The sequence below is a fragment of the Rathayibacter tritici genome (assembly GCF_001641005.1).
Classification (GTDB): Bacteria; Actinomycetota; Actinomycetes; order Actinomycetales; family Microbacteriaceae; genus Rathayibacter; species Rathayibacter tritici.
Genome location: NZ_CP015515.1, coordinates 2,351,029 through 2,376,354, shown reverse-complemented (window position 1 = coordinate 2,376,354; position 25,326 = coordinate 2,351,029). Strand labels below are relative to the sequence as shown.

Sequence of the window (25,326 nt, the reverse complement as noted above, 5' to 3'; positions counted from 1 at the left end):
CCGGCCGAGCGAGGTAGTGAGGAGTGCGGGCGACGCAGTTCGGCTTTCTTCTGTGATTTCGGCCGAAGACGAGCGGGTGTTAGTTCGTGTAGACATTCCAGGAACGGATCGCTTCACATCGTCCGTGGTTTCTGTCACGAGAGACAATTTGGTCTGGTCGATCGGCGCGTCGGTTGAGGCCGACTATGCGACGCCTCTCAGTGTCGGTGATGTTCTCTATGCACGTAATCGAAACGGCAGTTCCGTGCTCTTTGTGCGCTCAGCGAAGGGAGTGCGCCGAGAAGTAGTAACGCTCCCAGGCCGAGTGCAGGGGCTTATCACAGACGGCGATGAACGCGTTTGGGCAATTGTGCGGGAGCCTTTTCGCGGCGGGAAAGGAAGTCCTTTCGATCTGACCTCGGCCATCCATTTTGAACGGGACGCATCGATCGGTTCTGCACGGCGAGCCGACGGACGGCTGGCGGTTTGGCTCCTGCGGGTAGGATCGTGGAGTCACTCTCGGGTCGATATCGGCGACGAAATCATGACGGGTGAGGCGTCCTTCGCGGGAGGATGTCTCGTTCTCGGGTCTGTTAGGTCGAACGAGGATGGTACCAAGAATTTCGGACTGACCGTCCATCGGGCTGATGGCGGGATAGGACACGTTTACCTCCGAGAATATGACCTAAGCCTCCCATGCGGCAATCGTGCCAGCACGCTCATCGGCTGTTTGGCCACCCGTCGCCCGGTAAAGACGTCGGACATTCCGTGGCAAGGCCTAGCTGTCGTCACTACAGACCTTGCTGGCTTTGAGTTGGTCACTCGTGGTCCGGAATGGGATGCTCCTGTAGCGCAACCAAGCAGCGGAAAGTTTCTCACGATAGGCGACCTGCGCGGAGCTCGACGGTTGTTTGTAAGGGGACCAGCCGCGCACGATTTCGAGATTCCGGCGGCACATTCCATCTTGGATGCCGCAATTGGCGGTGAAACGCTGGCTGCAATCGTATCGTCACCGAACCTTCCACCGACACTTCAAGTGGGGACCGTTGAAGCCTGGGCAAGGGGCGACGCGATCCCGAGTGTCGATCTTGGACAAACGATACTTACCGGCGGTCAGTTCCACTTTCGTATCCATGCAGAGGGCTCAGGGACGGGCTCGGTAGAGACGGGAATGTGGGTTTGTTCTCCGAGCGGTTCACCGAAGGGGCTCATTGTCCTGTTCCACGGCGGTCCAATGAAGACGTGGTCAAATTGGTCGTGGCGCTGGAACCCGTGGCCGTTTGTTGCCGCTGGGTACGTCGTGGCGCTATGTGACCCTCCGATGTCCCTCGGCTACGGAGATGCTGCGGTGCAGGCTGGTTGGCGGAATTGGCGCGACGGTGTGGCGGGTCGTGCCGCCCGGGATGTTGCAGCGCTACGAAGAGAGCTTGCCTTAGGGGACCGTAAGCTGATTTTGATGGGTGGCAGCTTTGGAGGCTATTTAGCACTCGCGACGGCAAGGGAGCTCGGGGCCTCTATGGTCGTTGCGCATGCAGCACCTCTGGATTTAGCAAGAGTTGCCGACGCGAGCGACGTCTCTTGGCAATGGGCGCGTGAGTTCGGATCCACACAAAACTCGCTGCCCATCTACGAATCATCAAGCGTCTACGCGCACGAGGTTCCAGCCTCGATACCGATCCTCTTGTCGCACGGGTTGAACGATGACCTGGTGCCAGTACAGGAAAGTTTGACACTTCATCGACATCATCGTGCGGCGGGCGGATATGCAGAACTCGTGATTTTCCGTGATGAGGCGCACCCACTCCTACGCCCGCAGAATCTATCGGCGTGGTACGAATGGGTCCTCGCGAGCATCGAGAACGGCGGCTGCGCGGCGTGAGCCTTATAAGCCTTAATCAGCTTGAGGCGCAGATGGATCAGTTTGATATCGATCCTTTGCGACCATTGATAATTCATACCTCACTTACTGCGATGGGGTTGGTGGAGGGAGGAGCAAATGCTCTGTTGTCGATGCTCGAGGATAGAACGAGGCAGTCGGCGTTGGTCGTGCCGGCGTTCAGTCCGCAGCTAAACCATCCCTCAACTTGGCCCGCAACGCGGCTCGAAGGACGGAGCATCGAGGAGTGTGCCGCGTCGATCAGTTTCAATCCTTGGAGCACGCCCTGCGGGCGGCGTCTTGGCGTCGTGCCGGAACTATTCCGCCGGCGGTCCGGCGTCGCACGATCGCGCCACCCGCATACGTCCTTCGCCGCTAAAGGAGCCGCAGCGGGTCTCGTTGATGCGCACCCCTTTGCGCTGCGTATGGGAGAAAGGAGCCCCCTCGGACGCCTCTACGATCTGCGGGCGAATATCCTGATGATCGGCACGTCATGGGAGACGTGCACAAGCCTTCACCTCGCCGAGTATAGGGCGGCATACGCGGGCAGAATGGCCGGCGGATGGTTAGTCCCGCTGCCCCGCACGAGCGTCGAGGAGCCGACAACGTGGAGATTGTATGATGAAGTCGTTGTTTGGGAGGGAGACTTTGATCCCATAGGCGCGTCCTTCCTGGCGGATCACCGATCGGCAGCTGGTTGCGCTCAAACTCGCCCAGTGGGACGTACTCAGGGAACGCTGGTCGATATGCGCTCTCTTGTAGATTTCGCTGAAATGTGGTTAATGAAATATAGAGACTTACGTGGTTGGCGCGTCCCGAGCTTCTGGCGAGAGGCTCGGCCGTGGTGACAGACATTTTAGGGAGTACGAGAAATTCTATGAAAATAGAGCTGATACCGATGGATGACTCTGCGCTGGTGCGATTCGAGAAAGCCGTCCTTTCTCCGGCCGGCACAGGGGAGTTTCAGTGGTTCGGGTTCACGGATTTATCGCAGGTCCGCGCCCGCTTCATGTCGGACGGATTGCTTGGTGATCAGGGGGGTATGCTGGCAGTTCGACTTGGAAACGAACAGGTCGGAAGAGTTGAATGGTTTTCGAGTAGATGGGGGCGCTCATCGTCGACCTGTTGGACCATCGCAGTCGGAATAGACGAGGGCCACAGGGGCTCAGGAATCGGAACGGCTGCACACCAACTGTTAGTCGACTATCTATTTCGTCATACCCGCGTTGAAAGAATTCAAGCGTACACCGATGAGCACAACGTGCATGAGAGGAAGGCGCTGACGTCCGCTGGCTTCAGCCAGGAAGGGATTCTTCGTCGCGCGCAGTGGCGTGATGGTGCGTGGCGCGATATGGCCCTTTATTCGCGCCTTAGAGAGGCGTCGTGAGTACCGTCGCAGAGGCGGAAAGCTTCGTCGGTCCGGGCGGACTTCGCGTAATTCTGCGGAGGATCGAGGGAACTCCCGCAATTGCGACATGTCTGCATATCCCGGTAGGGTGCAGGAACGAGCCGCTCTCGGGCATTGCGCATTTAGCTGAGCACCTGCTTGGCAGCCCAGTCTCGCTTGGCGAGAATTCGACAAATGCCGTGTTTGCGATGGGAGGGCGAGCTAACGCGCGCACTTCGCTCGACTATACCCAGTTCACTCACATACTGCCGCGCAGGGGACTTGGGTTAGCTATAGAAAGGGAGCTTGACCGCGTCACCTTGAGGCTTATGCAAAATTGGTTTTTTGCCGAGTGAAAAAGATGAGTCCGCGGACGGCGTTGAAGGCATCTCGGAAGGTGCGCAGTGGCCGCCGGTAGTCGGTGTGGAATATCCGCCAGGTCTTGATGCTAGCAATTGTTCTCTCGATCACGTAGCGGTGGGTGTTCACGAAGCGATTGTGGTGTTTGGCGTAATTTGGCAGATGTTCTTCGCTTGGCCTCTTCTTTATTGGTGTGACCATTCCGGTGCCTTGATAGCCTTTGTCGGCCAGCGTGTTCGAGAGGTTAACGGTGTCGGCCAACCCGGTTTCTCGAAACGCGTGGGCATCGTGATGCTTGCCCGCGATCGGATCCGAAATGTGGATCAACCGACCGGAGAGATCGGCGAGGACCTGGCAGTTGTGCCCCGTGGTCATGTGTTTCCCGGAGTACAGCTCTGGCGCGTCCGACCAGGACCAGCACGGCAGGAGCGTGCCGTCGATGACGGCCGTTGTCCCGCGGAGCGCGGCCTCGACGTCCGGTTGCTCGTCGTCTATCACGACATTGAGCATCGCCTCAACCGACGCGATCGTTCGCGACACGGTCGACTGACTGACACCGACCACATCAGCGATCAACTGCTCGGTCACATTCTGGCGATAATAGAGAAGAGTGACCCGCAATGCTCCCTCGAGGGAAAGTCTGCGCGGACGTCCTCGCCGCCGACGCCACATGAACTCGTTCTCGATCCGTTCGGCGAGGATCGCGTAGTGCTCGGCCGTCATTCCCGTAGTAGACTGTGTGCGCACCGGCTGGTTCCTTTGCGAAGAGTTTCTGTTAAAGGCTGCTCTTCAATCAAAGCGGATTAGCCGGTGTTATTCGTGACCGACACGCGCAAATCCATCTCGATCAATCGTATTTTGCATAAGCCTCCTTACATGACGTTTCCTCCCGGCGTATTGAGGCTGAGGTCGCTATCATCGCCGCAGAGATTGATCGTAATGTCACTCAGCGCCCTCATGGTGGTCTAATTATGTTCAAGCTGCCGGAGCTGATGTATCAGACCTTCACGAACTCGCATAATGGCTATGGCGATGTGCGCTCGATCAGTGCCATTGAGCGCCCGGTGATAGAGAACTTCCTTCGGAGCGCCTACGACGCCAGCTCTGCGACTCTCACGATTGTAGGAGATGTAGATTCTGTTGATCTCGCCTCGATAATGCCAATTGAGTTTGGCGATCGAGACGTCAGTCGACCGGTTCATGCTGAGGCAGAACCGCCGCTAGTGTCGCGCACGGGATCGCGCTACGACTCCGTCGCCAATGCAGATCGGGTGGCGATCGGCTTCGAGGTGCCCGGGCCGCTTGAAGGCCTGCCGGCGTACGTCAGCGCGGTCTTGCTTACTGAAGTTCTCGACAGCTTTACGCACCTCCTTGCAGACGATGCGCGGATCCTGGGGAGAGGACGATGGCGTACTGGTAGGAATGGAAGTCCGTTCGATCAGGTTGGGCCAGGACTTGTTGCGGTAGACCTCGAGTGTGCAACCGGGTCGTCGCCTGAAGTCCTCGTGCGCGAGGTACAGGCGGCCTTGAATTCGCTCCCGGACGACCCTGGGTTCCGGCACTCAGTGCAGGCCGCCCAGCGTGAAGCGCAGATGGCCCTTCTCGTGGATCTCGACAACCTTCTGAGTGTCGCGTCGTGGACCGCTGTCGGCAGCGCGCTGTTTGGCAATGCAAATCACCAGTGGGAAATGAGCAAGTTGCTCATGAAGACGCCATACGAGGCCGTGGCACAGACTGCGCGGCTTCTTGCAAGAGGATCACGAGTATGGCTGGCAAGCAGAGGTCTGAGGGATCATGGCGATGGACGTTGAGGAGCTGACGTCGCGTACGGAGGCGCTCATCGGTGACGGCGCGGGTACTGCGCGCCTCCTGATTCTCAATCGGAGGGGCGATCTAACGCACGTCCGCGTAGTGGTTGCGCCGCGTTTCACGGCGTCTTTGCGTGCACCACATATTCATGCTGTGCTCGCGATGCTTGTCGAGCAACGACTAAAGGTCGCTCTCGCGGGGCGGGCCACGGCGGTCGTTGAGCATCGCCCAGACCGCGTCGTAGTCGGATTGTCGTGCCTGCCCGATGATCTGAGGGAGGTCGTCGGTGCGAGCCTGAGTGCACTCCGCGTCAGAATCGCAGATATTGATGAGGCGTTATCTGCCCGTGATCGGGTCGCGGCGATCCACGAGAAGGCGGAAGTCAGTCCGATGACTTCTGTACGCGCGCGATTCCTTGACTCAGTCCATGCTGGGAGGAGCAGCGATAGCGATGTCCGAACGCTGTCGGGAAAGCGCCTTGTAGAGGAGCTTTCGGCCGCATTGGTTGACGAAAATGTTATGCTCGCAGTGGTTGGTTCCTTATCGGCCGCGGATATTGAGGGCCTCAAGCGACTGCTGCGGGCTTCTCCGCCGTACGGGCTCGCTCCATATAGTGTGCATCAGCCCGAAAGTGGAATCATTCATGAGAGCGACGAGTCACTTGTCCAGGATATGGTCCGAGTTGGTTGCGCGACAGTCGGCCGAGGACACCGCGATTACGCGGCTGTTCAAATCGGCGCTTTAGCTTTTGGCGGGTTTCCGCTGAGTCGGTTGACACGGCGGTTGCGAGAAACTGAGAGGTTGGCATATGCCCCTAGAGCTTTCCTTGATCCGAGCCTCGGCTACTCGACTTTTGGGCTCGAAATGGACGTCCGACGGGGCCAAGGTGCGCACGCATTGTCCGCCGCAATGGAGGAGTTTTCGGGCTTACTCGAGGACTACGACGGATTTGAACTGGCGAAGAGCTATGCGGTTGGAGCGATGCAGATCTCCTGCTCCTCGGCGAGCGGATACGCGTCTGTGCTTGCCGGCCTCCAGGCATTGAGGCTGCCGATTGCCTGGCTGCAACGATACGAGCAGTCTATTCAAGCGCTAGATTTTGATTCTGTGAGGCTTATGCAAAATTGGTTTTTTGCCGAGTGAAAAAGATGAGTCCGCGGACGGCGTTGAAGGCATCTCGGAAGGTGCGCAGTGGCCGCCGGTAGTCGGTGTGGAATATCCGCCAGGTCTTGATGCTAGCAATTGTTCTCTCGATCACGTAGCGGTGGGTGTTCACGAAGCGATTGTGGTGTTTGGCGTAATTTGGCAGATGTTCTTCGCTTGGCCTCTTCTTTATTGGTGTGACCATTCCGGTGCCTTGATAGCCTTTGTCGGCCAGCGTGTTCGAGAGGTTAACGGTGTCGGCCAACCCGGTTTCTCGAAACGCGTGGGCATCGTGATGCTTGCCCGCGATCGGATCCGAAATGTGGATCAACCGACCGGAGAGATCGGCGAGGACCTGGCAGTTGTGCCCCGTGGTCATGTGTTTCCCGGAGTACAGCTCTGGCGCGTCCGACCAGGACCAGCACGGCAGGAGCGTGCCGTCGATGACGGCCGTTGTCCCGCGGAGCGCGGCCTCGACGTCCGGTTGCTCGTCGTCTATCACGACATTGAGCATCGCCTCAACCGACGCGATCGTTCGCGACACGGTCGACTGACTGACACCGACCACATCAGCGATCAACTGCTCGGTCACATTCTGGCGATAATAGAGAAGAGTGACCCGCAATGCTCCCTCGAGGGAAAGTCTGCGCGGACGTCCTCGCCGCCGACGCCACATGAACTCGTTCTCGATCCGTTCGGCGAGGATCGCGTAGTGCTCGGCCGTCATTCCCGTAGTAGACTGTGTGCGCACCGGCTGGTTCCTTTGCGAAGAGTTTCTGTTAAAGGCTGCTCTTCAATCAAAGCGGATTAGCCGGTGTTATTCGTGACCGACACGCGCAAATCCATCTCGATCAATCGTATTTTGCATAAGCCTCTGTAGCTGATGTGCTGCGGAGGCGCATTCCTCCTAATAGTTGGCGGGGAGTTATTGCGCTGGGGCGAGACCGTGACATGGCTGACTCATGGTAAAGAGGGAGGGTAGGGAAAGTATGACTGGTGATATTATTACTAATCCACTGTCAGCGGATGAGGCAGCTCGCTATTCGCGGCACGTCCTGATTCCGGGCGTTGGCTTGACTGGACAGAACAAGTTAAAGATGGCGCGGGTTCTCGTGGTCGGTGCGGGCGGACTGGGGTCACCCGTGCTTCAGTACCTGGCTGCCGCAGGTGTCGGCCGGATTGGCATACTAGATGGAGACTCGGTTTCTCTATCTAACCTCCAGCGGCAGACGGTCCACGGGACGGAAAACATCGGGAAGAAGAAGGTGGCCTCTGCCGCCGAGGCGCTTTTGAGACTCAACCCTCACGTGAGTGTGATTCGGCATGATGAATGGCTAAACGCCGAGAACGCGTTAAGGCTTTTCGAAGATTACGATGTTGTCATTGACGGATCTGACAATTTCGAAACTCGCTTTCTGATTAGTGATGCCTGCGTTGCCTTGGGCATACCTAGTATTTGGGGTTCGGTTTTCCAATTCTCAGGTCAGGTGAGCGTCTTCGATAACGCGTACGGTCCCTGTTACAGGTGTCTTTATCCAGAGGCGCCCCCGCTTGAGTTAGCCCCGAGCTGTTCCGAAGGCGGGGTTTTTGGTGCTGTCTGCGGGATTGTGGGGTCTGTTATGTGTGCGGAGGCAATGAAGCTAATTCTGGGGGTGGGCAAGGGGCTTAGCGGGCGTGTACTGACGTACAACGCTTTGACGGCTGAGACTGAGGTGAATCTATTCGATAAGCGAGCAGACTGTGAGGGCTGCGGAGCCAGTCGCACTGCGGGTTTCGTGGGGGGAGCGGGAGCATATTGTAAAGTTGCGCCGGGCGGTAGGGCTAACGCGACGGACGCGTTGGATGGCTTTGCGTTGAGTCGTCGTCTTATGGATCGGGAACTCGGCTTGGAGGACTTTGAGCTTTGGGATGTGCGGGAGACGAGTGAGTGGAACGAGGGTCACATAGAAGGTGCGGTCAATGTTCCGCTCACGGTAATTCGTGAACGAGAAGCTACCGCTGACGGTCTTCCCTCTAAGGTGGTGCTCTATTGCTTGACGGGGAAACGGTCGCTGCAAGCTGAAAAGTTGCTCCGCGCCCTTGGGGTCGAGGGAAGCAGCCTCGTTGGGGGAATTAACTCCTGGCACCGTCTCGGCCTGCCCCTGGTCAATGCGGGGTCGGATCAAGGTTGATTAGGGACTGGAGGAGTTCATCATGGCGCATAATAATATCTTGGTGGCTGTTCGCGTGAATGGCGCATTGTCAACTATTGCTGGCCTACCTGAGGAGCTACGGTGTTCCGCGTCTGACTTGCGCGAGCTTTTTCAATTGCTGTGCGCGGATTTCCCCGATGCATCTAGTTACTTGATTACTGCGACGGGCGCCGTCCAGCGATTTGTCGCGGTTTTTGTCGATGGCGTTGACTACCGTTCGTTAGAAGGAATGGATACTAGGCTGGTGAGCGGCAGTCGAGTCAGCCTCTCTACTGCAGTGTCGGGGGGATGATGGCAAACATTTTTCTGCGTCTCCGAGGCTCTTGGGCTCTCGTAGCTAAGTCGTCCGGATCGGTCAGGCTATTATCTGTTAGTACGTTCGTTCATGCAATCGGCCTAGGCATCTTTATAACCGGTTCCGCGGTCTTCTTCACTCGATACTCGGGGCTTGCCGCAACGCAGGTCGGCGTAGGGCTGTCGCTTGCGGGCTTAGTTGGCTTCTTCGCAAGTGTTCCAGTAGGGCTTGCTGCAGACCGCCTTGGAGCTAAACAGGTGGTCGCTGGTTGTGCATTTGTTAGTGCCGCTCTCTACCTGGCGTACATGTTTGTCCACTCGTTCATTGTGTTCCTGGTTGTGGTGGCATTGCTAGCAATCACGGAACGCGGAAGCCAGGGTGCGCGTCAGGCAATGGTAGGACAAATCGTTCCCGAGGCGTCTCGTGTTAGTACGAGAGCGTTTTTGGCGGTTCTTTTCAACATCGGTGCGTCTATTGGTGCGTTGGTGGCGGGTATCGTAATTCAAGTCGACAGTGCCCCTGTTTACGTGATTCTGGTAGGTGGGAATGCGGTAGCGCTCGCCACGGTCGGCACGCTCACGATGCTGATTCGAGGGGGTTCGGCACCGGCGGTATTTGAGAAGCGACGGTTTGGAGGAGCGTTAAAGGATCTACCGTTCCTGGCCGTCACCGGGCTTCAGGGCGTGCTGAGCATTCATGCGAGTATATTTGCGGTAGGGCTTCCACTTTGGATTTTCACTGCAACCAGTGCTCCTCGCGGCATCATTGGTCTGCTGGCAGTGACGAATACTGTCCTTTGCGTCCTGTTGCAGGTCCGTCTTAGCCGGGGTTCCGAGACGATTTCTGGTGCAGCGAGGTCTGCGAGTCTGGCGGGGGTCGCCCTACTTGCCGCATGCTGTGCGTTCGCGGTGTCTGAGGGCCTGGGAAGTGCTCCGGCGTCAGTCGCGCTAGTGGTAGGGGTTGCAGCGTTGACTCTTGGTGAGTTGTGGGCGTCGGCTTCGGGGTGGGGGATGGCTTTCGCTCTCGCTCCTGAGCGGGCTCAGGGCGAGTACCAAAGCGTTTTCGCTCTTGGTGCAACCGCACAAGATACCGTTGGTCCGATCTTAATGACAGCTTTCGTGCTCACAGCGGGTCCTGTGGGCTGGTTGGTGGTGGGCCTTATTGCGGTCCTTTCGGGTGCACTTCTCCGACCTGTGGGGCTTTTCGCTGAAAGATCAATGGCGGGAGTTCACGACGTCGACCGCACGACGTAACGGATGCGGCGCGTGGCGGATGGAAGGATCGGCGCTCTCTTGAACTGAAGAGGCACAGAGTGACGCCTATCTGTGCGCAGCGTTAGGGCCAATCCTCAGCGGGCGCTGCCAGTGGCTCCGGCGGTGCAAACTTAGAAGGGTTTCGATGGGACGTGCTTGGCGACCGCTGGCAAACAACGTTGGGGAGACGGGCACAGAGCCATTGCCCGCGTACCCGACCATCCTCTGCCTGAGTCCGCGGCGTCAGAATCGTCGACCGAATGCCACGCAGCGTGCCCCTTCAGCTCGTTGGTCTCGTCGTCGAATAGATGCCCGACGACAGCACCATCGACAAGCCGGGAGGTTCCGAGGTGCATGCCATCGGGAACGATCGGTACGTACGCCATGCCTGAGGGTAAAGCGGACGTGTGCGCTGAGACACGGCTGCCAGGGGATCAGCGGAGCCAAGCTGAAGTGTCCGCCGGTGGGCGAGGAACGGACGCAGGTCAGCCGGCGCTAGTGGCTGGTCTTTTGCGCCGCAGAACTTGCTCTGCGCCCGGAGACGGTGAGTAACAGGGCAGCCCTGGCGCCCATCACGAATCGGATCTTTTGAAACCAGGAGGGCGATTCCGCTGTTCCACAGACGGAAGGTTCGTCTTTGAGGGGACAAGCAAGGCGTCACCGCGGCGAGTTTGAACTTTGACCGGCGAAGCCCGTATTGTTCAGGTGAAGATATACGGTTCTACTGGAGGAACTCATGGCGCAAAAAGTCACCCTCGTTGATGACCTCGACGGTACCGCACTCGACGAGAATGGTGGCACCGTTCGCTTCTCGTTCGACGGAGCCAATTACGAAATCGACCTTTCGGCTGAGAACTCGAAGAAGTTCGAGAAGGCGCTCGCGCCCTACATCGACGGCGCTCGGAAGGTTCGGGGTGGGGTCGCCCAGCAGTCGAGCTCCTCTTCGGCGGCGAAAAGGAGCGACCCCCAGCGTCTCAAGGCGATTCGGGAGTGGGCCAACGCCAACGGGCACGAGGTTTCGAGCCGCGGACGGATTCCCCAGGTAGGGACTTTGGCTGTTCGCGTAGCGTTGCGTCCTGCTCTTGAGGTATGCACTCGAACAGCAGCCCGAGCGTCTCCTCGTGCTGCTCCGCACGTCGAAGGGCCTGGATTTCGTCTACGTACGTCGAGAATTGCTTCCCCGAACCTTCGAGGCTTAGGCTACCCTCCGCCGGTGGCGCTCGGCCGCAGCGACCTCCCGCTCCATTTCCTCGATCGAGAGGAGTGGCTCCTCGGACGCAGCCGACAGATCGACCCCGACTGTCGTCTCACGCCCAGTGGTCGACGTAGTTGTCACGCGGATCGTTGGTGGGGCTGCGGGTGGGGAAGAGGCTGTCGGCACCGCGGAGTCCGGCTCGGAGGGAGCCCGGCCCATGTTCTCGGGCTTGTCGCCGCCGCCGAAGAGTGAGCGGAACCGACCCATGCGCGCTTCTCCCTTGAACTGTCGCGAGCCTACCCGCGGCAAAGCACCCGCCGGCTCTCTTGCGTGAGTGGCAGATTGACCGCAGAACGACGCTGCCCGCCCCGGCCGAAGCTGGGGCGGGCAGCGCGGTTGAACGAGCAACCGACGAGTTGGCGACTCGTTCAGGTCTGGACCTTTTCGGGGTGCGCATACTTGCGGGGTTTTGGATCCTCGGCGCCGCAAGGAGATCCTCTACGACCTGACGGGCGATTTCAACAATCTGGTGGATCATCTCAACACCGGTCCTATCCGCCTGAAGTGCTCCGCCATGGGAGCCAACAAGATCTCGCCCGACTCGTTTAGCACCCGCATCTCCCGTTTTCCCGGTAGATTTACATCCCTGAATACAGCAGGGCTTCGCATCGTATCTGAAAAGAGCGCATACGCCGGAGTATCTTCAGGACGTATCGCAGGACTCCAAGAAACCGCTGCCACAGCTATGCCAGGCATCTCGTATGTCGGTTCGTGCGAAATCTTCACTCTACCGAGCAGCGCGGTCTTAGGCCTGAACATCGACATGTCGATCAGGAACTGACTGTCGTCACCAGGAACGAGCCCCATATTCGGCAGATCGGGATGTAGCTCAATCTGTTGATCAGGAGACGTCGTGATGAGTGAGAAGCTGAATGCCATCGATTGTGGCCACCTTTTCTCAATCACAAGAAGGTCGCCCTTACGCAAGGGGCCCCTGCTCGAAGCGAGAGCCCAAGGCCGCGCGACTACTATCGACAGCAGTTGAGAGCGTCCCTTCGTGTCCACGCGTGGAAAGTGCATCCACTTGCGCTCTAGTTCTCGCCCCGACAACGAAGCAGCGACCCACCCCGAACGATGGTAGTGAAGCTTAGGTCGCTCCTCTGTGTGTCGGAAATCTCGATGACCACTTGATTCGGCGTGCCGGACCTTCCCGTACCACCAACCCGCCTCGCTGACCGCGACGGGCGCTACCATGATGCCGCCATCGGCAGAGATGGCAATTGATGCTATGGGCTTAAGCTCTGAAGTCGATCCACGGACAACACAAAGCCGGAACGAGCGAGTCTTCCGATAATCCATTGTATAGCCACCGCCTTTAAGGAGATGTCCGCGAGGGAGCTCGCGCTGCCACGCGAAACGGAACGATGAACAGCAACGCCGGGGGGGGGGGGGGGGGGGGGGGGGGGGCTTGGATCAATCCGGCCGCCGCGTAAGTATACAGCGCGGTGATTTACTTAGCTTCTCGTCGAGTCTAATTTCGACATACCGCTACATTGAATCGGACTGGCACACAAGCTCAAGCCCGGATGCGCGGCTTCGGGAGACCCTCAGAGGGCCTGAATAAACTTCATGATTTTCGGAGGTTCTGTGAGATCGTAGGGATTTGATCCAGGGTCATTAATCGTGAACTCAGGAAGCCCGTCGAACTTGAAGCTTGCGACAAGTTCGCCCGGCCAACTGCGTGCAGCGCGTCGTTCTGCGGTGATTCCAGCAGTGACCGTGAGGCTGTGCGTGACCAGCGAATCAATGGGAGCAGTAACCACCGTCGCAGTTTTTCCTTCTACGGCCGCCGACGTCTCGATAAGGTGAACGCTACGTCGAGTGAAGACAACTAAGCAGGGATGGTCCGGCTCTTCGGTAGTGTGCCCGACTCCTGCATACGTAATTGGATTTGATCCAAGAGTAAGGGCGAACGCGCTGAGGCAACGCGAGTACCACGGCACGTAGGACGAATGGCTTTCGTCGAGGCGGTAGTAAGTAAGTCCGTCTGCGAACGCATCGTCTAGTATGCGGCCGGTCTCAATGTGCTGTTCAGTGAGTGGCATAAGAGGGGTTCCTTCCGAGTCAGTTCAGCGTCTCCGTTAAGATCTACTAGCAACCACTGACATCGTGTCGAGCCCCGCGACCGTGCCCTCTTGCCGCAGATCGTCCCTCGTTCCGGGTACAGGGACGACGGGAAGCGTTCATATTCCACGCTCTCGGCACGCCCGGCCGCGCCCCTCGCTCTCGTTCATTCGCTCGCCCCGTCGTACTGGTCTGCACGCCGAAGTGCCTGAATTTCGTCGATCCGCTCCGTGACGTGTTCTCCCTGAACCCGATAAACCTAGGCAACCTCCCGCCGCTGGCGGTCGGCCGCAGCGATTTCCCGCTTCATGTCCTCGATCGAGGGAGCATCTTCTCGGACGCAGCCGACAGATCGATCTCGGCCGTCGTTTTGCACCCCGTGGTTGAGGTGGTCGTCAGGCGAATGAGAGGAGGGACTGCGGGTAAGGGAGAGGGTGCCGACACCGTATTGTCGGGCGCGTGGGAAGCAGGGCCCATGTACTCGGGCTTGTCGCCGGTGCCGAAGAGTGAGCGGAGCCAACCCATGTACGCGTCTCCTCTGAATTGTCGCGAGCCTACCCGCAGCGAGGCACCGGCCGGCCCGCTCTCGCTCGTCGGTGATCCAACGCAGAAGAGCGCTGCCCGCCCTGGCTGAAGCCGGGGCGGGCAGCGCGCGGGCGGCTGGTCTGGCCGAAGACCCTAGCGGCTACTTCGCCTAGCCCCTCGGAGGAAGCGGATCCTTCCGTACAAGCTCTTCGTCCCGGTGGTGTCGTCGAGGTTGTGCACTGTGTCCTCGACGCTTCCGCTTGCCGCAGTCGCCCATTGCAGATCGGAACCAACCCACTGAGCACCTTCCCCAAAATTATAGCGAAGCTAGCGTTGCTCGGCCGTGGAACGCGCAAGTAGCCGCCTTAGGCCCTCGACTCCAGCCTGAAGAGAACCTCGTGCAAATCACGTCGACCATGTCGATCCTTATGATTCACTTCCGAGCCACCAAGTGTTGAATGGCGCATCGGAATTCGAAGTTCAGTAACCTTGAAAATCGGCTCAGCCAACATTCGGATATCGGTAACAGTGAGGCCATTGCTGCGCACGCCTTCTGGGTACGTCCACAGGACAGTCGTTTGGTTGGCCGCAAGGGCCGTGAGCAGCTTCCCGGTTGCATTCACCGCCTGTGTTCTTCTACTGAAATCGGATGATGGGCGATCACTGTTGACCGGTGCTCGTCCGGCGCCGAAAACGCCCTCCCACCCGCCGCGCGCAATACCCTCAAGTACGTGATAAAAACGCCCGTACTGTGCGTCGGAGTATGGGGGGTCGCAAAAGACGAGGTCGCCAGGACGAGCGTAGTTATCCGCAAAATCGACGCTGTCACCGGTCGTTGCTTTGCCCCTAACCAACGCGGAGATAGGCGCGATGGCGTCAAGCTGACGTTGCACTTCAGACATAATGTCGATCCGCCACGACGAGCGGATATGTGGCAGCAAACGTTCAGTTGGCCGGAAAGGTTGCGCAGTGTGTCCAGGCGACGCTGAGGCACGCGATGCCGTTCGAAGCAGTGCTGCAAGGGCTACTGTCCGGTGCGGCGCGCGAACTGGCATGGCTATATAGAGTGCCGATAAGTGGAGGGCCTGCAGTGGCGAGAAATAGTATCCTCCGTAGTCGGACCAGATGAAAGCTCCATCGAGTGGCATTCGACAAAGAAGGCGACCCTGTTCCACCGAGTCAGCCTCGTCCGGCTGACTGAAGGACGAGGCAACCCGCGCAAGTTCCGCGTGTTCAGATAAGAACAGATCGGCTCTCAATTTCCAGCGCGCGAACAAGCGACTTGCGTCTAATGCCTGTGTTCGCTCAATCGTGGCACCCGCCAAAGCTCTACTGAAATGCATCAAGTCAACAGCGACCACCGGAACAGCAGAACGCGTCGCAACATACCGCGATACCGAACCCGACCCTGCGAAGAGGTCAACGAATCTGCCCGACCGGGGGCTCATTTCGTCGAGTAACTCTCCCAGATCGCCAGCGAGCATGCCGGATTTTGAGCCCATATACTTCAAATGATCACCACAAGGGGACTATGCTACAGCCCACGCGGCAACTCGTTCAAAGCCGGAGAGAATGTGTAGTTGTTCGGCGAGTTCTTCGGCAACCACAGCCATCTCCGCTGGATCATCTTCGTCGTCGATCAGGCCAAGCTCGTCGATTAGAGCACTAATTCCGTCGTAGAGATCGATGAAACTCCTCGGTGTGCCCGCAGGCACCCGAATGCCGTGCAATGTCAGCATGTCGTTCAGCCAAAAGTGGACGCTGTCCGTCGAGCACCCAGCTCCAATCATGAGATCCCTTGTCGCACCAGTCGCCATCCGTAGAAGGATTACGGCGCGTCCCACCATCCCCGTCAGCTGACGCGCAAGGTTCTCAGAAGTAAGGTCAAGCGAGGCGCTCTGGAGTATGGCTGGACTTGGCCATTGAGCCGGATCATCAAGGAAGTCCGCAACGGAATTACCCGCGCCTGCTCCGAGGACCTTATCGACCCAATACTGGTTCATCGAGTCATACTCGAGCGGAACTCGAATCTTCTTATCCTTCGGATCCCGAGCGGAGAACCGTTCGAAGGCGTCTCGCATTATGTACTGGTCAAGGTTTTCGAAAGCGTTGGATGGGACAGGTTCGAGGAGCATCCAGACCTGCTGATAGAGATCGCTGACGAAAGCCGGAGTGACTCCAGTGGTGGTCAGTTTCAACCGCGTCGGATTGTAGCTAAGTTGGTTTCGGAGCTCCCGGTCGTGGGAGAAGCGAGCGACGTCCATTCCCCACTGCTCCATGATCGGGGCAATTGTAGACTTCAGCGAGGAAGGCATCGGCCTTTCGGCCACCCACTTGCCTAACGGCTCTCCACGGAGCTGCAATGATTCCGCGTAGAAGCGCGTTGCCGTGTCTGTCTTTGTCCAGTGCCTGAACAGCACCCAGATCGCTTGGTGCGCGTTGCCCGCGACCGAACTGGCCGAGTTCGGAAACGGTATGGACTTTGCACCGGACGTCGTAAGACTAAGGTTCTGCTTATTAAGAGCGTTATTCATAAGCATTTACCAGCCGAGTCGGTAAAGTTCGAGGCGGGTGACGGTGCGAATGAGGTTGGGAAGTTCTGTAAGACGTCCGCGATAGCCGGTCTTGAGGATTTTCCAGTTCTTCCAGTGCGCGATGCATCTTTCGACCGCCGAACGGATGGAGGAGATGTATCGGTTGGCTGTACGTGTGTTGTCATCATGTTGTCCGTGGTGAAATTTTTTCCGGGGAGTGACTGCGGTGGTTCCGACGTACGCTGGGTCCGCTATCCACTCGGCATTATCGAGAATCGGTTCCCATCCACACAGGCTGATGGTCGCTCGGTCGTGCCGAGCGCCGGGGGTCGGATCGGACACGCAAAGCAAGTTACCGTTCACGTCCGAGGCAACTTGCACGTTCAGCCCTTGACGGTGTCGCTTCCCGGAGTAGTTCGCTCTCCCCGTCACGGCGCGGTTCCCGGTGGGAACATCGGTGCCGTCGACCAGGACCACTCGGCCCTGGATAGCCGTCTTTAAACACACCCCCGACAAACAGCAGGCCTGCTCGATCAGCGGGACGATCCGCCGATATGCGCGAGAAATCGTGGGCTGCGACACACCGAACATATCCGCGATAGTCGCTTGGTTCACGTTCTGCCGCAATAAGATCAGGGTCATAACGACCTGCTCGCGAATGTTCAGCAGCACCGGGCGTCCCGAAACCTCACCCCTCCCCGTGACAATCTGCCATATCCGACAGATCAGCTCCGTCAATTGCTCCGCATCCAGGCCTGTAGTAGAGTCGTACCGCATCGGCTTCCCGTTCCGAAAATAGCGAGCTTTGGAACTTCTATTCTCCCGAATGGGAAGCCGATGCCTCGGAACGACACGCCCGAATCAGACCTTATGAATAACGCTCTAAGCAGAACCACACCGTGACGAAAAAGAAGCGCGTGCATTGCGCGAAGTTCACTGTAATAGAGCAAGTGCTGAGCGACCTCGATGCTGCCGGACGCTATAGCATGCATGGCGCGCCCGAAATAGGTCCACGCATCTGACGCGTGTAGTGGGACCGACGCGGCGGCGTATTCTGCGATCGCAGTTGATACGTCCTCGGCATAAGGTGGCTTCTTCACGACCTTTGTGCCATTCCCAAGAAGATGACCATCTTCGAGCCACGTTGAACGAGGAAAGTTCGGCATAAGCCTCGCGAACGCATTGGTGACTTCGTCAGGACGAGCGTTCTTCACGACGTTGTCAATCGCGTTTAGCTCGGTCCCGGTCCAGCTCTCCCATGGCTGCGGCTTCGGGAGGTCAGTCGACGTGCCTGCGCCTGAGGTCTGGGTTTGACTGTCCACCTGGTGCGTATCAGGCATCTCGATAATCCAGTGCTTTCTGAGCGAGATTCGCAATGAACGTGTGGCCTGAGGCGGCGAGGTGATCGAACATTCGTTCTCGAAGCACGTTGTACCCGCCGGTACCCCGCAGTGCCTGCTTACTTTCTCTTTCGGCTTTAGTCAGGGATTTGGCTCGAGAGTTTCTCCAATCAAAACTCGTTAGCTCCTCACCCAGAGGCTTATGCAAAATTGGTTTTTTGCCGAGTGAAAAAGATGAGTCCGCGGACGGCGTTGAAGGCATCTCGGAAGGTGCGCAGTGGCCGCCGGTAGTCGGTGTGGAATATCCGCCAGGTCTTGATGCTAGCAATTGTTCTCTCGATCACGTAGCGGTGGGTGTTCACGAAGCGATTGTGGTGTTTGGCGTAATTTGGCAGATGTTCTTCGCTTGGCCTCTTCTTTATTGGTGTGACCATTCCGGTGCCTTGATAGCCTTTGTCGGCCAGCGTGTTCGAGAGGTTAACGGTGTCGGCCAACCCGGTTTCTCGAAACGCGTGGGCATCGTGATGCTTGCCCGCGATCGGATCCGAAATGTGGATCAACCGACCGGAGAGATCGGCGAGGACCTGGCAGTTGTGCCCCGTGGTCATGTGTTTCCCGGAGTACAGCTCTGGCGCGTCCGACCAGGACCAGCACGGCAGGAGCGTGCCGTCGATGACGGCCGTTGTCCCGCGGAGCGCGGCCTCGACGTCCGGTTGCTCGTCGTCTATCACGACATTGAGCATCGCCTCAACCGACGCGATCGTTCGCGACACGGTCGACTGACTGACACCGACCACATCAGCGATCAACTGCTCGGTCACATTCTGGCGATAATAGAGAAGAGTGACCCGCAATGCTCCCTCGAGGGAAAGTCTGCGCGGACGTCCTCGCCGCCGACGCCACATGAACTCGTTCTCGATCCGTTCGGCGAGGATCGCGTAGTGCTCGGCCGTCATTCCCGTAGTAGACTGTGTGCGCACCGGCTGGTTCCTTTGCGAAGAGTTTCTGTTAAAGGCTGCTCTTCAATCAAAGCGGATTAGCCGGTGTTATTCGTGACCGACACGCGCAAATCCATCTCGATCAATCGTATTTTGCATAAGCCTCCCAGTTCCGTTAGGAACCGGCCGATTTCGTTCGAACTCAGCGTCTCCATGGCCTCGTCTAGTTGACTCTCTGGGGAAACTTTCATATCCTCATCGATACGCCACTCTGCAAGCTGCAGCTCGATCTGACCCAGGTATGCCAGATCGTTTAGGACCATATGGAAGCCGCGAACGCCCTGGTCCGAAGCAAGAAGGCTTGTTTCACCACTGAAGGCGGGATCGTTGCGGGGATCGTCCGGTTCAACTAGGACTTCGCCGGCACGGCGGAGATCTAATGCCCATTCGATGTGTCGGTCATTAAAAACTGCCTCTGCCAGTGCTTGCCAAGCAAAGATTAGAAAAGCACTCTGCTGACCGCGCGGCCAGTTAAGCCCCGAATTATTTGCAGCGCCACCAAATAGTCCTCCAAATCCCTTGTTGCCGCGGAACGGGCGAACGAAGGTTGTGGTCAACGAGCGGACAAATGCGGCCTGGGTAACTGGCCGCTGCGCCTTCATGCCAGTTTGCCCCAGCATATTAATACGGTCGTACCAAACGCTCCGCGCATCGCCCCAGAGCGACTCGACAAGCTCCTGCGCACGAGTCTCGCGATAGACGTTGAGTGATTCTCCGGCCTCTAGCCAGTCCTGCTCCCGCAAGAGGGGATATAAATCGTACGCGAGAGATGCGTTGATGCGTTTCGGCTTTATGTTCACTGTCCAGAAAAGGTACGCTTGCCAGGAGAAGTCGAGGCCGACAAACAGCACCACTGGAACTTCAAAGTCGTCGCTTCCGTCTTCGTCGAATGCGGAAAGGCGATGTTGGCCGTCGATAATCTCAAGCGGATGCGCGCCTAATGGGCGCCACTTGCTTGGTGTCCAGGACTTCGGAAGTTCAATTCTTGCGTTGTTGTCTCCGTCAATTTCGACCGAGACGGCGTCATCGGTGGCAAGATGGCTCGAGCCCCGCTTGTCCCCGGGCGGCACCACGTTCGCAATTATCGCCGTGGGCAACCACCCGGGCTTTCGAAGTGAACGGCGCTCACCGCTGTCCAACTGCCGTTTTCCCATGCTCGAAAGCGGGTAACCGACGTGAATGTAGCGTCGGATCTCAGAGGTGCGGTCCTCCTCGAGTGACCGCTGCACGGAGGTGTCCTGTGAGCGCGGAGTCACCCCCGACGCATCGCGCTGGTGGACGTCGGAGAGGCTTCTGAGGTGCCCCATTCTTTCTGGACCACCGCGGAATTGGTAGGATTACCGCGATGACCGAAAGGAAGGCCCGGGATGTCCAGTTCCCGTGGGAAGTATTCTCCGGAGTTCCGCGCGGAGGCAGTGCGCGAGGTGATTGATAGGTCGCGATCCGTCGCGGACGTCGCTCGAGAGCTCGGACTGGTTCCGCAGACCCTCACTAATTGGGTGGCTGCGCATCGCCGAAGCAGTGCCGGCGGCGAAGAAGAACTGACCGTTCAGGACAGGGCGCGAATAAAGGAACTCGAACGGCGGGTCCGCGAACTCGAAGAGGAAAACCTGTTTTTGGGAAAAGCATCCGCGTTCTTCGCGAAGAAGTTCCGCTAGCCGCCAAGCTCGAACTCATTCGCCGCGAAGAACGCGACCCCAGCCGCACGCTATCAATCCGCGGACTGTGCCAGGCGGTCGGCGTCAATCGATCTAGCTATTACGAATGGCGCGATCGCAAGACCTCCGCAACCGCTGAATGGCGTATAGGTATCACCGAACTCATCCGAACAGCCTTTCAGGCCTCCGATGGCACCTACGGCTACCGCCGCATCACCGCGCAGCTGGCGCGGTGGGGCCGTCCAGTCGCCCACGAGACCGTCCGCCGGCTCATGCGCGCAGCAGGACTGGAACCCTGCCAGCCCAAGCCCTGGCGGCCGGTGACCACGACCCCAGGCGATCCGACTGACATCCCCGACCTCGTCAAGCGGGACTTCACCGCAAACCGACCCGGCTGCAAATGGGTCGGTGATATCACCTATATCCGCACCTGGGAAGGATGGGTCTACCTCGCGACCGTCCTCGACTGCTATTCAAAGAAGGTCGTCGGGTACGCCCTCGCCGACCACATGCGTACCGAACTCGTCAGCGAAGCTCTCGAAATGGCGGCAAGGAACCAGCCGAACCGGGCCGCGAAAACGATCTTCCACAGCGACCGCGGCTCCGTTTACACCTCCGCCGACTTCGGGAAACTCGCGAAGAAGCTCGACATCAGACAATCGATGGGCCGGACGGGAGTCTGCTGGGACAACGCGTGGGCCGAATCATTCAACGGAACACTGAAGAACGAGCGCTGCAATCGCACTCAATATCCGACAAGAGAGAAAGCGATCCGCGACGTGACACGGTACATCGAACTGCGTTACAATCAACAACGACTTCACTCGGGGCTTGGCTATCGGACCCCGAACGAAGCCGAGCAGGCATGGATCACCGAGAACCTCGCCGCGTAGACAACTATTCAACTGGTCCAGGAAACGTTGGGCAGCTCATTCTGAGCTGCGATGCGCGCATGGAGGTGAGGTAGAACTCGCGCGGTGGGGGCGACTGAAACTTCGAAGAGTCCGTCGGAACCTCATCCCACTCCGGCAACCACTGCCGCACTCTAATCGCTGAGATCCCCATCGTTCCCTACCCTCGTAGCCTGACTGGTACCTACCCAACCTAGTGCCCACGAGGGGGCAGGTTGCGCGGGTGGTTCGTTGCGCGCGCTTGGGTCTTCGGGGTCTGGGGAGCCAGCGACCGCTTAGTTGGAGGCAGGTGGCGGGGGCCTCGTCCTGCTCGACGATCTGCGCCCCCCAAGGCTTCACGTAGGCGGCCATCAGGCTCAGGAGTGGTGCTGACGCGAGGAGTACGGCGAGCTCGGCTGGCCACCCGCGCAGAAGCGTGGCTCGAGGTAGCTCCCAGCGTGTTGCTTCGGTAGCGTGCGACGCATGGAGACCACTTCGGAACCTGTCGGCAAAAGGCTGCGAGTCGGCCATGTCTCTGAACGTGGAGGAATCAACGCCATTCGGACGTTGCTCGAGGCGAATGGATTAGTTGTGGATGAGGTTGATGGCCGCGCGGACTACGGGCGCGATCTGAACGTTGACATAACTCGAAAGGGTCAGCTAACCGGCGCAATCGTTGGGGTGCAAGTCAAAGGCGGGCGGAGCTACCTTCGTCGTGGAAGGTGGGTAATACCTGCGTCACCGGCGGACTGGGAATACTGGCGTTCGTCCACACTCACTATCGTGGGTATGACGTGGGATCCGGAGGATAAGATGCTTCGCTGGGTCAATCTCAGCCAGCGTGCGCGGTCCATGGTGACAAGCTCGTCGCAGAGTTTTGCCTTCGAAGTCCAAAATGACCGAATTGCTGAAGTTGAAACCGCACAGACATTAAATCAAGATAACTTTGACAATTTCGTCTACGAGATTGAGCAATATCTAAACGTAAGTAGATCCTCGTCGTTTCTTGAATTGGTTTCCACCGATGATGAGATTCGCGCGCGAGGTGTTGCCGCCTGTTGGACTCTCGGACGACATGATCCGGAGCCAATGATCCTATTACGCCGACTCCTGCCCGGACTCCGCGGTAAAAGTCTCGCGTCCGGACTGACTGCACTCGCTCACGTCACGTCGCACCCCGACATTTTCTGGACCCCTGCGAATTGGATTTCTGAACCAGTGAAGTCCAGGGTGAGAGAAGCGCTGCGGTGGTCGCCCGGCGAGCTGGTTGCACTCGTGCATGAGGTGGAGATGCTTGACGTCGAGGGCGGTGCTTGGAGCCGCGGAGGACTCGGGCAGAGTCTTTGGTCAATAATGGCAGTTGACCCGCTGCTTCAAGGGTCACTGGAGCGCGCTGTGAAGCTCGCTGTTATAGAGCGAAGAATCGATGCTGCCGTTAGAATGCTGATCTGCTTCCAGTGGCTTGCGGCTAATCCGCTGGACGAGCTGACGAAGCTTTTACAGGCCACCCCTGAGCTCAGCGGCCACGAGACGGTAAATGAGCTTCTGAACCTCATCGAATTGCACGGGCGGGTGGACATCTACTAGTCGACATCCGCCCTAAGCGGAGCGGTCTCACGAGCCATGCACGTTTCGAAGACGTGGCTTTCGCTGCGTTGTGTCGCGCTTTTGCGATGAGGGTGACCCCAGTCCAGCTATCGGAGAAATTTGCGAACTGCGAGCAGGCACGCCTCAAGCTTGGCTGGCGATGCTTCGCCTGCGAACTCGATTCGACCAACGGGTCCCTCGAGCCAGAGATTTACGGCGGTTGGATCGTCGAACGAGCGCGCGATGACGTTCAACTCGTGAACGCTCGTCCACGCTATGACTCGCGCAACGGGCGCTCCGTCAAAGGAAAAGTCGTGATCGAGCGTTAATATTGCGGTCGATGTTATAAGCCTGACGTGGACTGATGACTCACCTTTGGTGTCGTGGTCGAACCACGCGGCATTCGCGGCGAGGTCTTCGGGTCCGAGCGCGGTTGCTAGCGACGCCAGAGCGTTGCCGTACCCACTGCGGCTGGAGGATAGCCTCAGGCCGATGGCTTCGTGGAGTTCAAGCGGTGACATCGATGTCTCATCTCTCTCGGCGACGTTTGAGTTGGGGACCATCATGGCAAGTGGCGTCCAACTTAGCTACTGCCGTTAGTTCTTTGGGCGTGCTCAGGAGACGCCATCTGCTGTGGCGCTTCCTCAGGACTCATTCCTCGGATGCGATGGATGAGCTGCCAACGCTGAGGTTGAGTTGGCGCCGCGTGAGCCGCTCATCGGTGCCGTGACAGATGCTCAGCGTGCGGAAGCGACCCGCCGGCACCGCACCTTGCGACCGGCCTATGCCTCACGCTCCGAAGCGAGCAACACGATTTGTAGGGCGCGGGAGGGCATCGAGCGACGCGCCGGTCGCGCCCACTGCTCAGCGCATCGACAAGAAAATGTTCGTCCGTGCGGTAAGTGCGTTTGTCAGACAGAAGGGCGTATCAGCCCGGCTACATGCCTGACGGCAGCGAGCCTGCTACTTGGTTCACTCCGTTCGCTCCACCCGAGCCTGCAGCCGAGCCTTCATCGTCTTCGGGTCGACGCCGTACAGCGCACCGAGCCGGTTCAACGACCAGCCCCGCGTCTTCAGCGACGCCGCATCCTCCAGCTGCCTCTCCGTCAGCACAACCTGACGCACCGGAACGTGCTGCTGCCTGAGGGCCGAGCGCACCGCTTCGCGGCTCACGCCCCAAGACGTGGCGAGCTGGCGGATGTTCCCACCGGCCGCGTACTCAGCCGCCAGCTTGGCCTTCTGCTCGCCGGACAGCCGCACCTGACGCTGACGGAGGGCCCGCACACCAACCGGGGGAGCGGCCTTTTCTGGCTCCTTACCCCTGTTGATCTCGGTCCTGGCAGCCACCAGCGCGCGCTCCCATCTTTTTTGATTAGTTGCAGATAGGTGCACCGCAGTGTCGTTACTAAGACCCTTGCCACAGAAAATCGGCGCGTTTGCGCCGTCGCTGGCCTCCAAGAGGCTGGTACGGGTCCGAGCACCACTCCTAGGAGTGGTGCTTTTTTCGTGTGCACTGGCCCGGACCGCCTGCGACGTGATCGTTGCGAACGGCTCGTTCAGTTCAGCCGTGATCGTCTCGTCCGTGTGCACGAGGACCCGTTCGAAGAAGACCTGGTTCAAGAGGCGCCTGATGTAATCGGGAGCGCGTTCGTACTGGGTGGCGCACTCCATGGTGACGTCGAGGACGAGGTGGATGGCGTGCTCGACGTCCGCGAAACGCCGAGCTCTTGCGACTGCGGAACGTCAATGGGCGGGGGTGGCCTGGGCGGTCCAGGCGCCCTTAATCAGCTTTCGGGAATATCCTACAGCTGAGGTCCCGGAGTTGCGCATGATTGAACTGATGGTGGGCGACCTTCAGCGTATCCGACTTTACGCCGAGAAGGGCTTTCAAACGCCGCAAGTAATTCCTCAAAGAGTCTGGAAAGCGTATGAGGATCTTGTGTCGGCTGGATTCGATAGCCAAATGGCCTGGTTTCAAGTGTGCCTTCGTGGCTGTACTCCAATGCGCTCACTGGATTCTCAGCGCCGTTGACTCTTGTCTTCTCTGTCATCTTCAGCGTGATGCGGGCGGTGCGGCTGGTGCACGATTTGATTGCCAGGAGGGACGCGCGGCCGGCCAAGCAAGTCGTGCTAAAGAAGATGCGGTAGTCGCGTCGAAGGTCTTCTAGCATCGATTTTCTT

Annotated in this window: 24 protein-coding genes and 1 pseudogene; 12 read left to right on the top strand and 13 right to left on the bottom strand. The window is 58.5% G+C overall.

The window, feature by feature from the left end; all coding sequences use genetic code 11:
- Positions 1–52 precede the first annotated feature (52 nt).
- Genes A6122_RS15885 through A6122_RS17720 form a run of 4 tightly spaced genes read left to right on the top strand, consistent with a single transcriptional unit; the run spans position 53 to position 3,598 of the window.
- Positions 53–1,858, top strand: a complete 1,806-nt coding sequence (locus A6122_RS15885; protein WP_157593807.1) for an alpha/beta hydrolase family protein — start codon at positions 53–55, stop codon at positions 1,856–1,858.
- Positions 1,816–2,703, top strand: coding sequence for an AAC(3) family N-acetyltransferase (locus tag A6122_RS17725; protein ID WP_084415981.1), 888 nt, complete (start codon positions 1,816–1,818; stop codon positions 2,701–2,703). Before A6122_RS15885 ends, A6122_RS17725 begins: the two co-directional genes overlap by 43 nt.
- On the top strand, positions 2,697–3,242 hold the full coding sequence (locus tag A6122_RS10745; RefSeq protein WP_208855021.1) for a GNAT family N-acetyltransferase: 546 nt from the start codon (positions 2,697–2,699) through the stop codon (positions 3,240–3,242). The genes A6122_RS17725 and A6122_RS10745 overlap by 7 nt, the downstream gene beginning before the upstream one ends.
- Positions 3,239–3,598: an insulinase family protein gene (locus A6122_RS17720; RefSeq protein ID WP_084415980.1), complete on the top strand. Its 360-nt coding sequence runs from the start codon at positions 3,239–3,241 to the stop codon at positions 3,596–3,598. Before A6122_RS10745 ends, A6122_RS17720 begins: the two co-directional genes overlap by 4 nt.
- Here the strand turns inward: A6122_RS17720 and A6122_RS10740 are convergent.
- Complete coding sequence (locus A6122_RS10740) at positions 3,570–4,325, bottom strand: transposase family protein (protein ID WP_084415693.1); 756 nt, start codon at positions 4,323–4,325, stop codon at positions 3,570–3,572. The two genes, A6122_RS17720 and A6122_RS10740, sit on opposite strands and share 29 nt — an antisense overlap.
- 248 nt (positions 4,326–4,573) lie before the next feature.
- Here A6122_RS10740 and A6122_RS16600 point away from each other — a divergent pair, with 248 nt between their 5' ends.
- Complete coding sequence (locus tag A6122_RS16600; RefSeq protein ID WP_157593806.1) at positions 4,574–5,413, top strand: peptidase M16 family protein; 840 nt, start codon at positions 4,574–4,576, stop codon at positions 5,411–5,413.
- The gene (locus tag A6122_RS15870) at positions 5,397–6,554 is read left to right on the top strand and encodes a M16 family metallopeptidase (RefSeq protein WP_084415979.1); all 1,158 of its coding nucleotides are present in this window, start codon (positions 5,397–5,399) and stop codon (positions 6,552–6,554) included. Before A6122_RS16600 ends, A6122_RS15870 begins: the two co-directional genes overlap by 17 nt.
- Here the strand turns inward: A6122_RS15870 and A6122_RS10735 are convergent.
- On the bottom strand, positions 6,526–7,281 hold the full coding sequence (locus tag A6122_RS10735) for a transposase family protein (RefSeq protein WP_084415693.1): 756 nt from the start codon (positions 7,279–7,281) through the stop codon (positions 6,526–6,528). The genes A6122_RS15870 and A6122_RS10735 overlap by 29 nt on opposite strands.
- Before the next feature lie 235 nt (positions 7,282–7,516).
- On the opposite strand from A6122_RS10735, the gene moeB reads away from it, so the two are divergent.
- The 4 genes from moeB to A6122_RS17575 all read left to right on the top strand — a co-directional run bounded on the left by moeB (position 7,517) and on the right by A6122_RS17575 (position 11,741).
- Entirely contained in the window at positions 7,517–8,725 is a 1,209-nt protein-coding gene (gene moeB, locus A6122_RS10730; protein WP_084415978.1) for a molybdopterin-synthase adenylyltransferase MoeB, read from the top strand.
- 22 nt (positions 8,726–8,747) lie between these two features.
- The gene (locus A6122_RS17715; RefSeq protein WP_084415977.1) at positions 8,748–9,038 is read left to right on the top strand and encodes a MoaD/ThiS family protein; all 291 of its coding nucleotides are present in this window, start codon (positions 8,748–8,750) and stop codon (positions 9,036–9,038) included.
- Positions 9,035–10,294 (top strand): MFS transporter, encoded by a 1,260-nt coding sequence (locus A6122_RS10725; protein ID WP_084415976.1) that lies wholly within the window; start codon positions 9,035–9,037, stop codon positions 10,292–10,294. The genes A6122_RS17715 and A6122_RS10725 overlap by 4 nt, the downstream gene beginning before the upstream one ends.
- 736 nt (positions 10,295–11,030) lie before the next feature.
- A complete protein-coding gene (locus A6122_RS17575) occupies positions 11,031–11,741 on the top strand; it encodes a histone-like nucleoid-structuring protein Lsr2 (RefSeq protein WP_084415975.1) in 711 nt (236 codons plus the stop codon).
- Between the two features lie 282 nt (positions 11,742–12,023).
- Here the strand turns inward: A6122_RS17575 and A6122_RS16595 are convergent, their stop codons facing one another.
- The 9 genes and pseudogenes from A6122_RS16595 to A6122_RS15845 form a co-directional block, all read right to left on the bottom strand.
- The gene (locus A6122_RS16595) at positions 12,024–12,428 is read right to left on the bottom strand and encodes a hypothetical protein (protein WP_157593805.1); all 405 of its coding nucleotides are present in this window, start codon (positions 12,426–12,428) and stop codon (positions 12,024–12,026) included.
- A gap of 668 nt (positions 12,429–13,096) precedes the next feature.
- Positions 13,097–13,594 carry a hypothetical protein gene (locus A6122_RS16590; protein ID WP_157593804.1) on the bottom strand — a complete coding sequence of 166 codons (498 nt, stop codon included), beginning with the start codon at positions 13,592–13,594 and terminating at the stop codon, positions 13,097–13,099.
- Between the two features lie 909 nt (positions 13,595–14,503).
- Positions 14,504–15,040, bottom strand: a complete 537-nt coding sequence (locus A6122_RS17315) for a DNA adenine methylase (RefSeq protein WP_237358171.1) — start codon at positions 15,038–15,040, stop codon at positions 14,504–14,506.
- A gap of 399 nt (positions 15,041–15,439) precedes the next feature.
- Positions 15,440–15,640: pseudogene (locus A6122_RS17710) on the bottom strand (DNA adenine methylase); the annotation flags it as partial.
- 27 nt (positions 15,641–15,667) lie between these two features.
- Positions 15,668–16,417: a hypothetical protein gene (locus A6122_RS10720; RefSeq protein WP_157593803.1), complete on the bottom strand. Its 750-nt coding sequence runs from the start codon at positions 16,415–16,417 to the stop codon at positions 15,668–15,670.
- A 261-nt stretch (positions 16,418–16,678) separates the two neighbouring features.
- Complete coding sequence (locus tag A6122_RS15850; protein WP_084415932.1) at positions 16,679–17,449, bottom strand: transposase family protein; 771 nt, start codon at positions 17,447–17,449, stop codon at positions 16,679–16,681.
- The gene (locus A6122_RS16585; protein ID WP_157593802.1) at positions 17,407–18,012 is read right to left on the bottom strand and encodes a hypothetical protein; all 606 of its coding nucleotides are present in this window, start codon (positions 18,010–18,012) and stop codon (positions 17,407–17,409) included. Before A6122_RS16585 ends, A6122_RS15850 begins: the two co-directional genes overlap by 43 nt.
- Before the next feature lie 200 nt (positions 18,013–18,212).
- The gene (locus A6122_RS10715) at positions 18,213–18,968 is read right to left on the bottom strand and encodes a transposase family protein (protein WP_084415693.1); all 756 of its coding nucleotides are present in this window, start codon (positions 18,966–18,968) and stop codon (positions 18,213–18,215) included.
- 80 nt (positions 18,969–19,048) lie between these two features.
- Positions 19,049–20,239, bottom strand: coding sequence for a DGQHR domain-containing protein (locus tag A6122_RS15845; RefSeq protein ID WP_167542372.1), 1,191 nt, complete (start codon positions 20,237–20,239; stop codon positions 19,049–19,051).
- 138 nt (positions 20,240–20,377) lie between these two features.
- On the opposite strand from A6122_RS15845, the gene A6122_RS10705 reads away from it, so the two are divergent.
- Together A6122_RS10705 and A6122_RS15840 are read left to right on the top strand one after the other, a co-directional pair.
- Positions 20,378–21,561, top strand: a protein-coding gene (locus A6122_RS10705) for an IS3 family transposase (RefSeq protein ID WP_157593801.1) whose coding sequence is annotated in 2 segments (ribosomal slippage) — positions 20,378–20,630 and positions 20,630–21,561 — 1,185 coding nt in all. Because the reading frame shifts where the segments join, the coding sequence is not laid out codon by codon here.
- Positions 21,562–22,041: 480 nt separating this feature from the next.
- Entirely contained in the window at positions 22,042–23,145 is a 1,104-nt protein-coding gene (locus A6122_RS15840; RefSeq protein ID WP_157593800.1) for a DUF4365 domain-containing protein, read from the top strand.
- A gap of 107 nt (positions 23,146–23,252) precedes the next feature.
- Here A6122_RS15840 and A6122_RS16580 read toward each other — a convergent pair whose 3' ends face one another.
- Together A6122_RS16580 and A6122_RS10695 are read right to left on the bottom strand one after the other, a co-directional pair.
- Positions 23,253–23,711 carry a hypothetical protein gene (locus tag A6122_RS16580; RefSeq protein WP_157593799.1) on the bottom strand — a complete coding sequence of 153 codons (459 nt, stop codon included), beginning with the start codon at positions 23,709–23,711 and terminating at the stop codon, positions 23,253–23,255.
- A 406-nt stretch (positions 23,712–24,117) separates the two neighbouring features.
- Complete coding sequence (locus A6122_RS10695) at positions 24,118–24,765, bottom strand: hypothetical protein (RefSeq protein ID WP_157593798.1); 648 nt, start codon at positions 24,763–24,765, stop codon at positions 24,118–24,120.
- Positions 24,766–25,326: the final 561 nt, after the last annotated feature.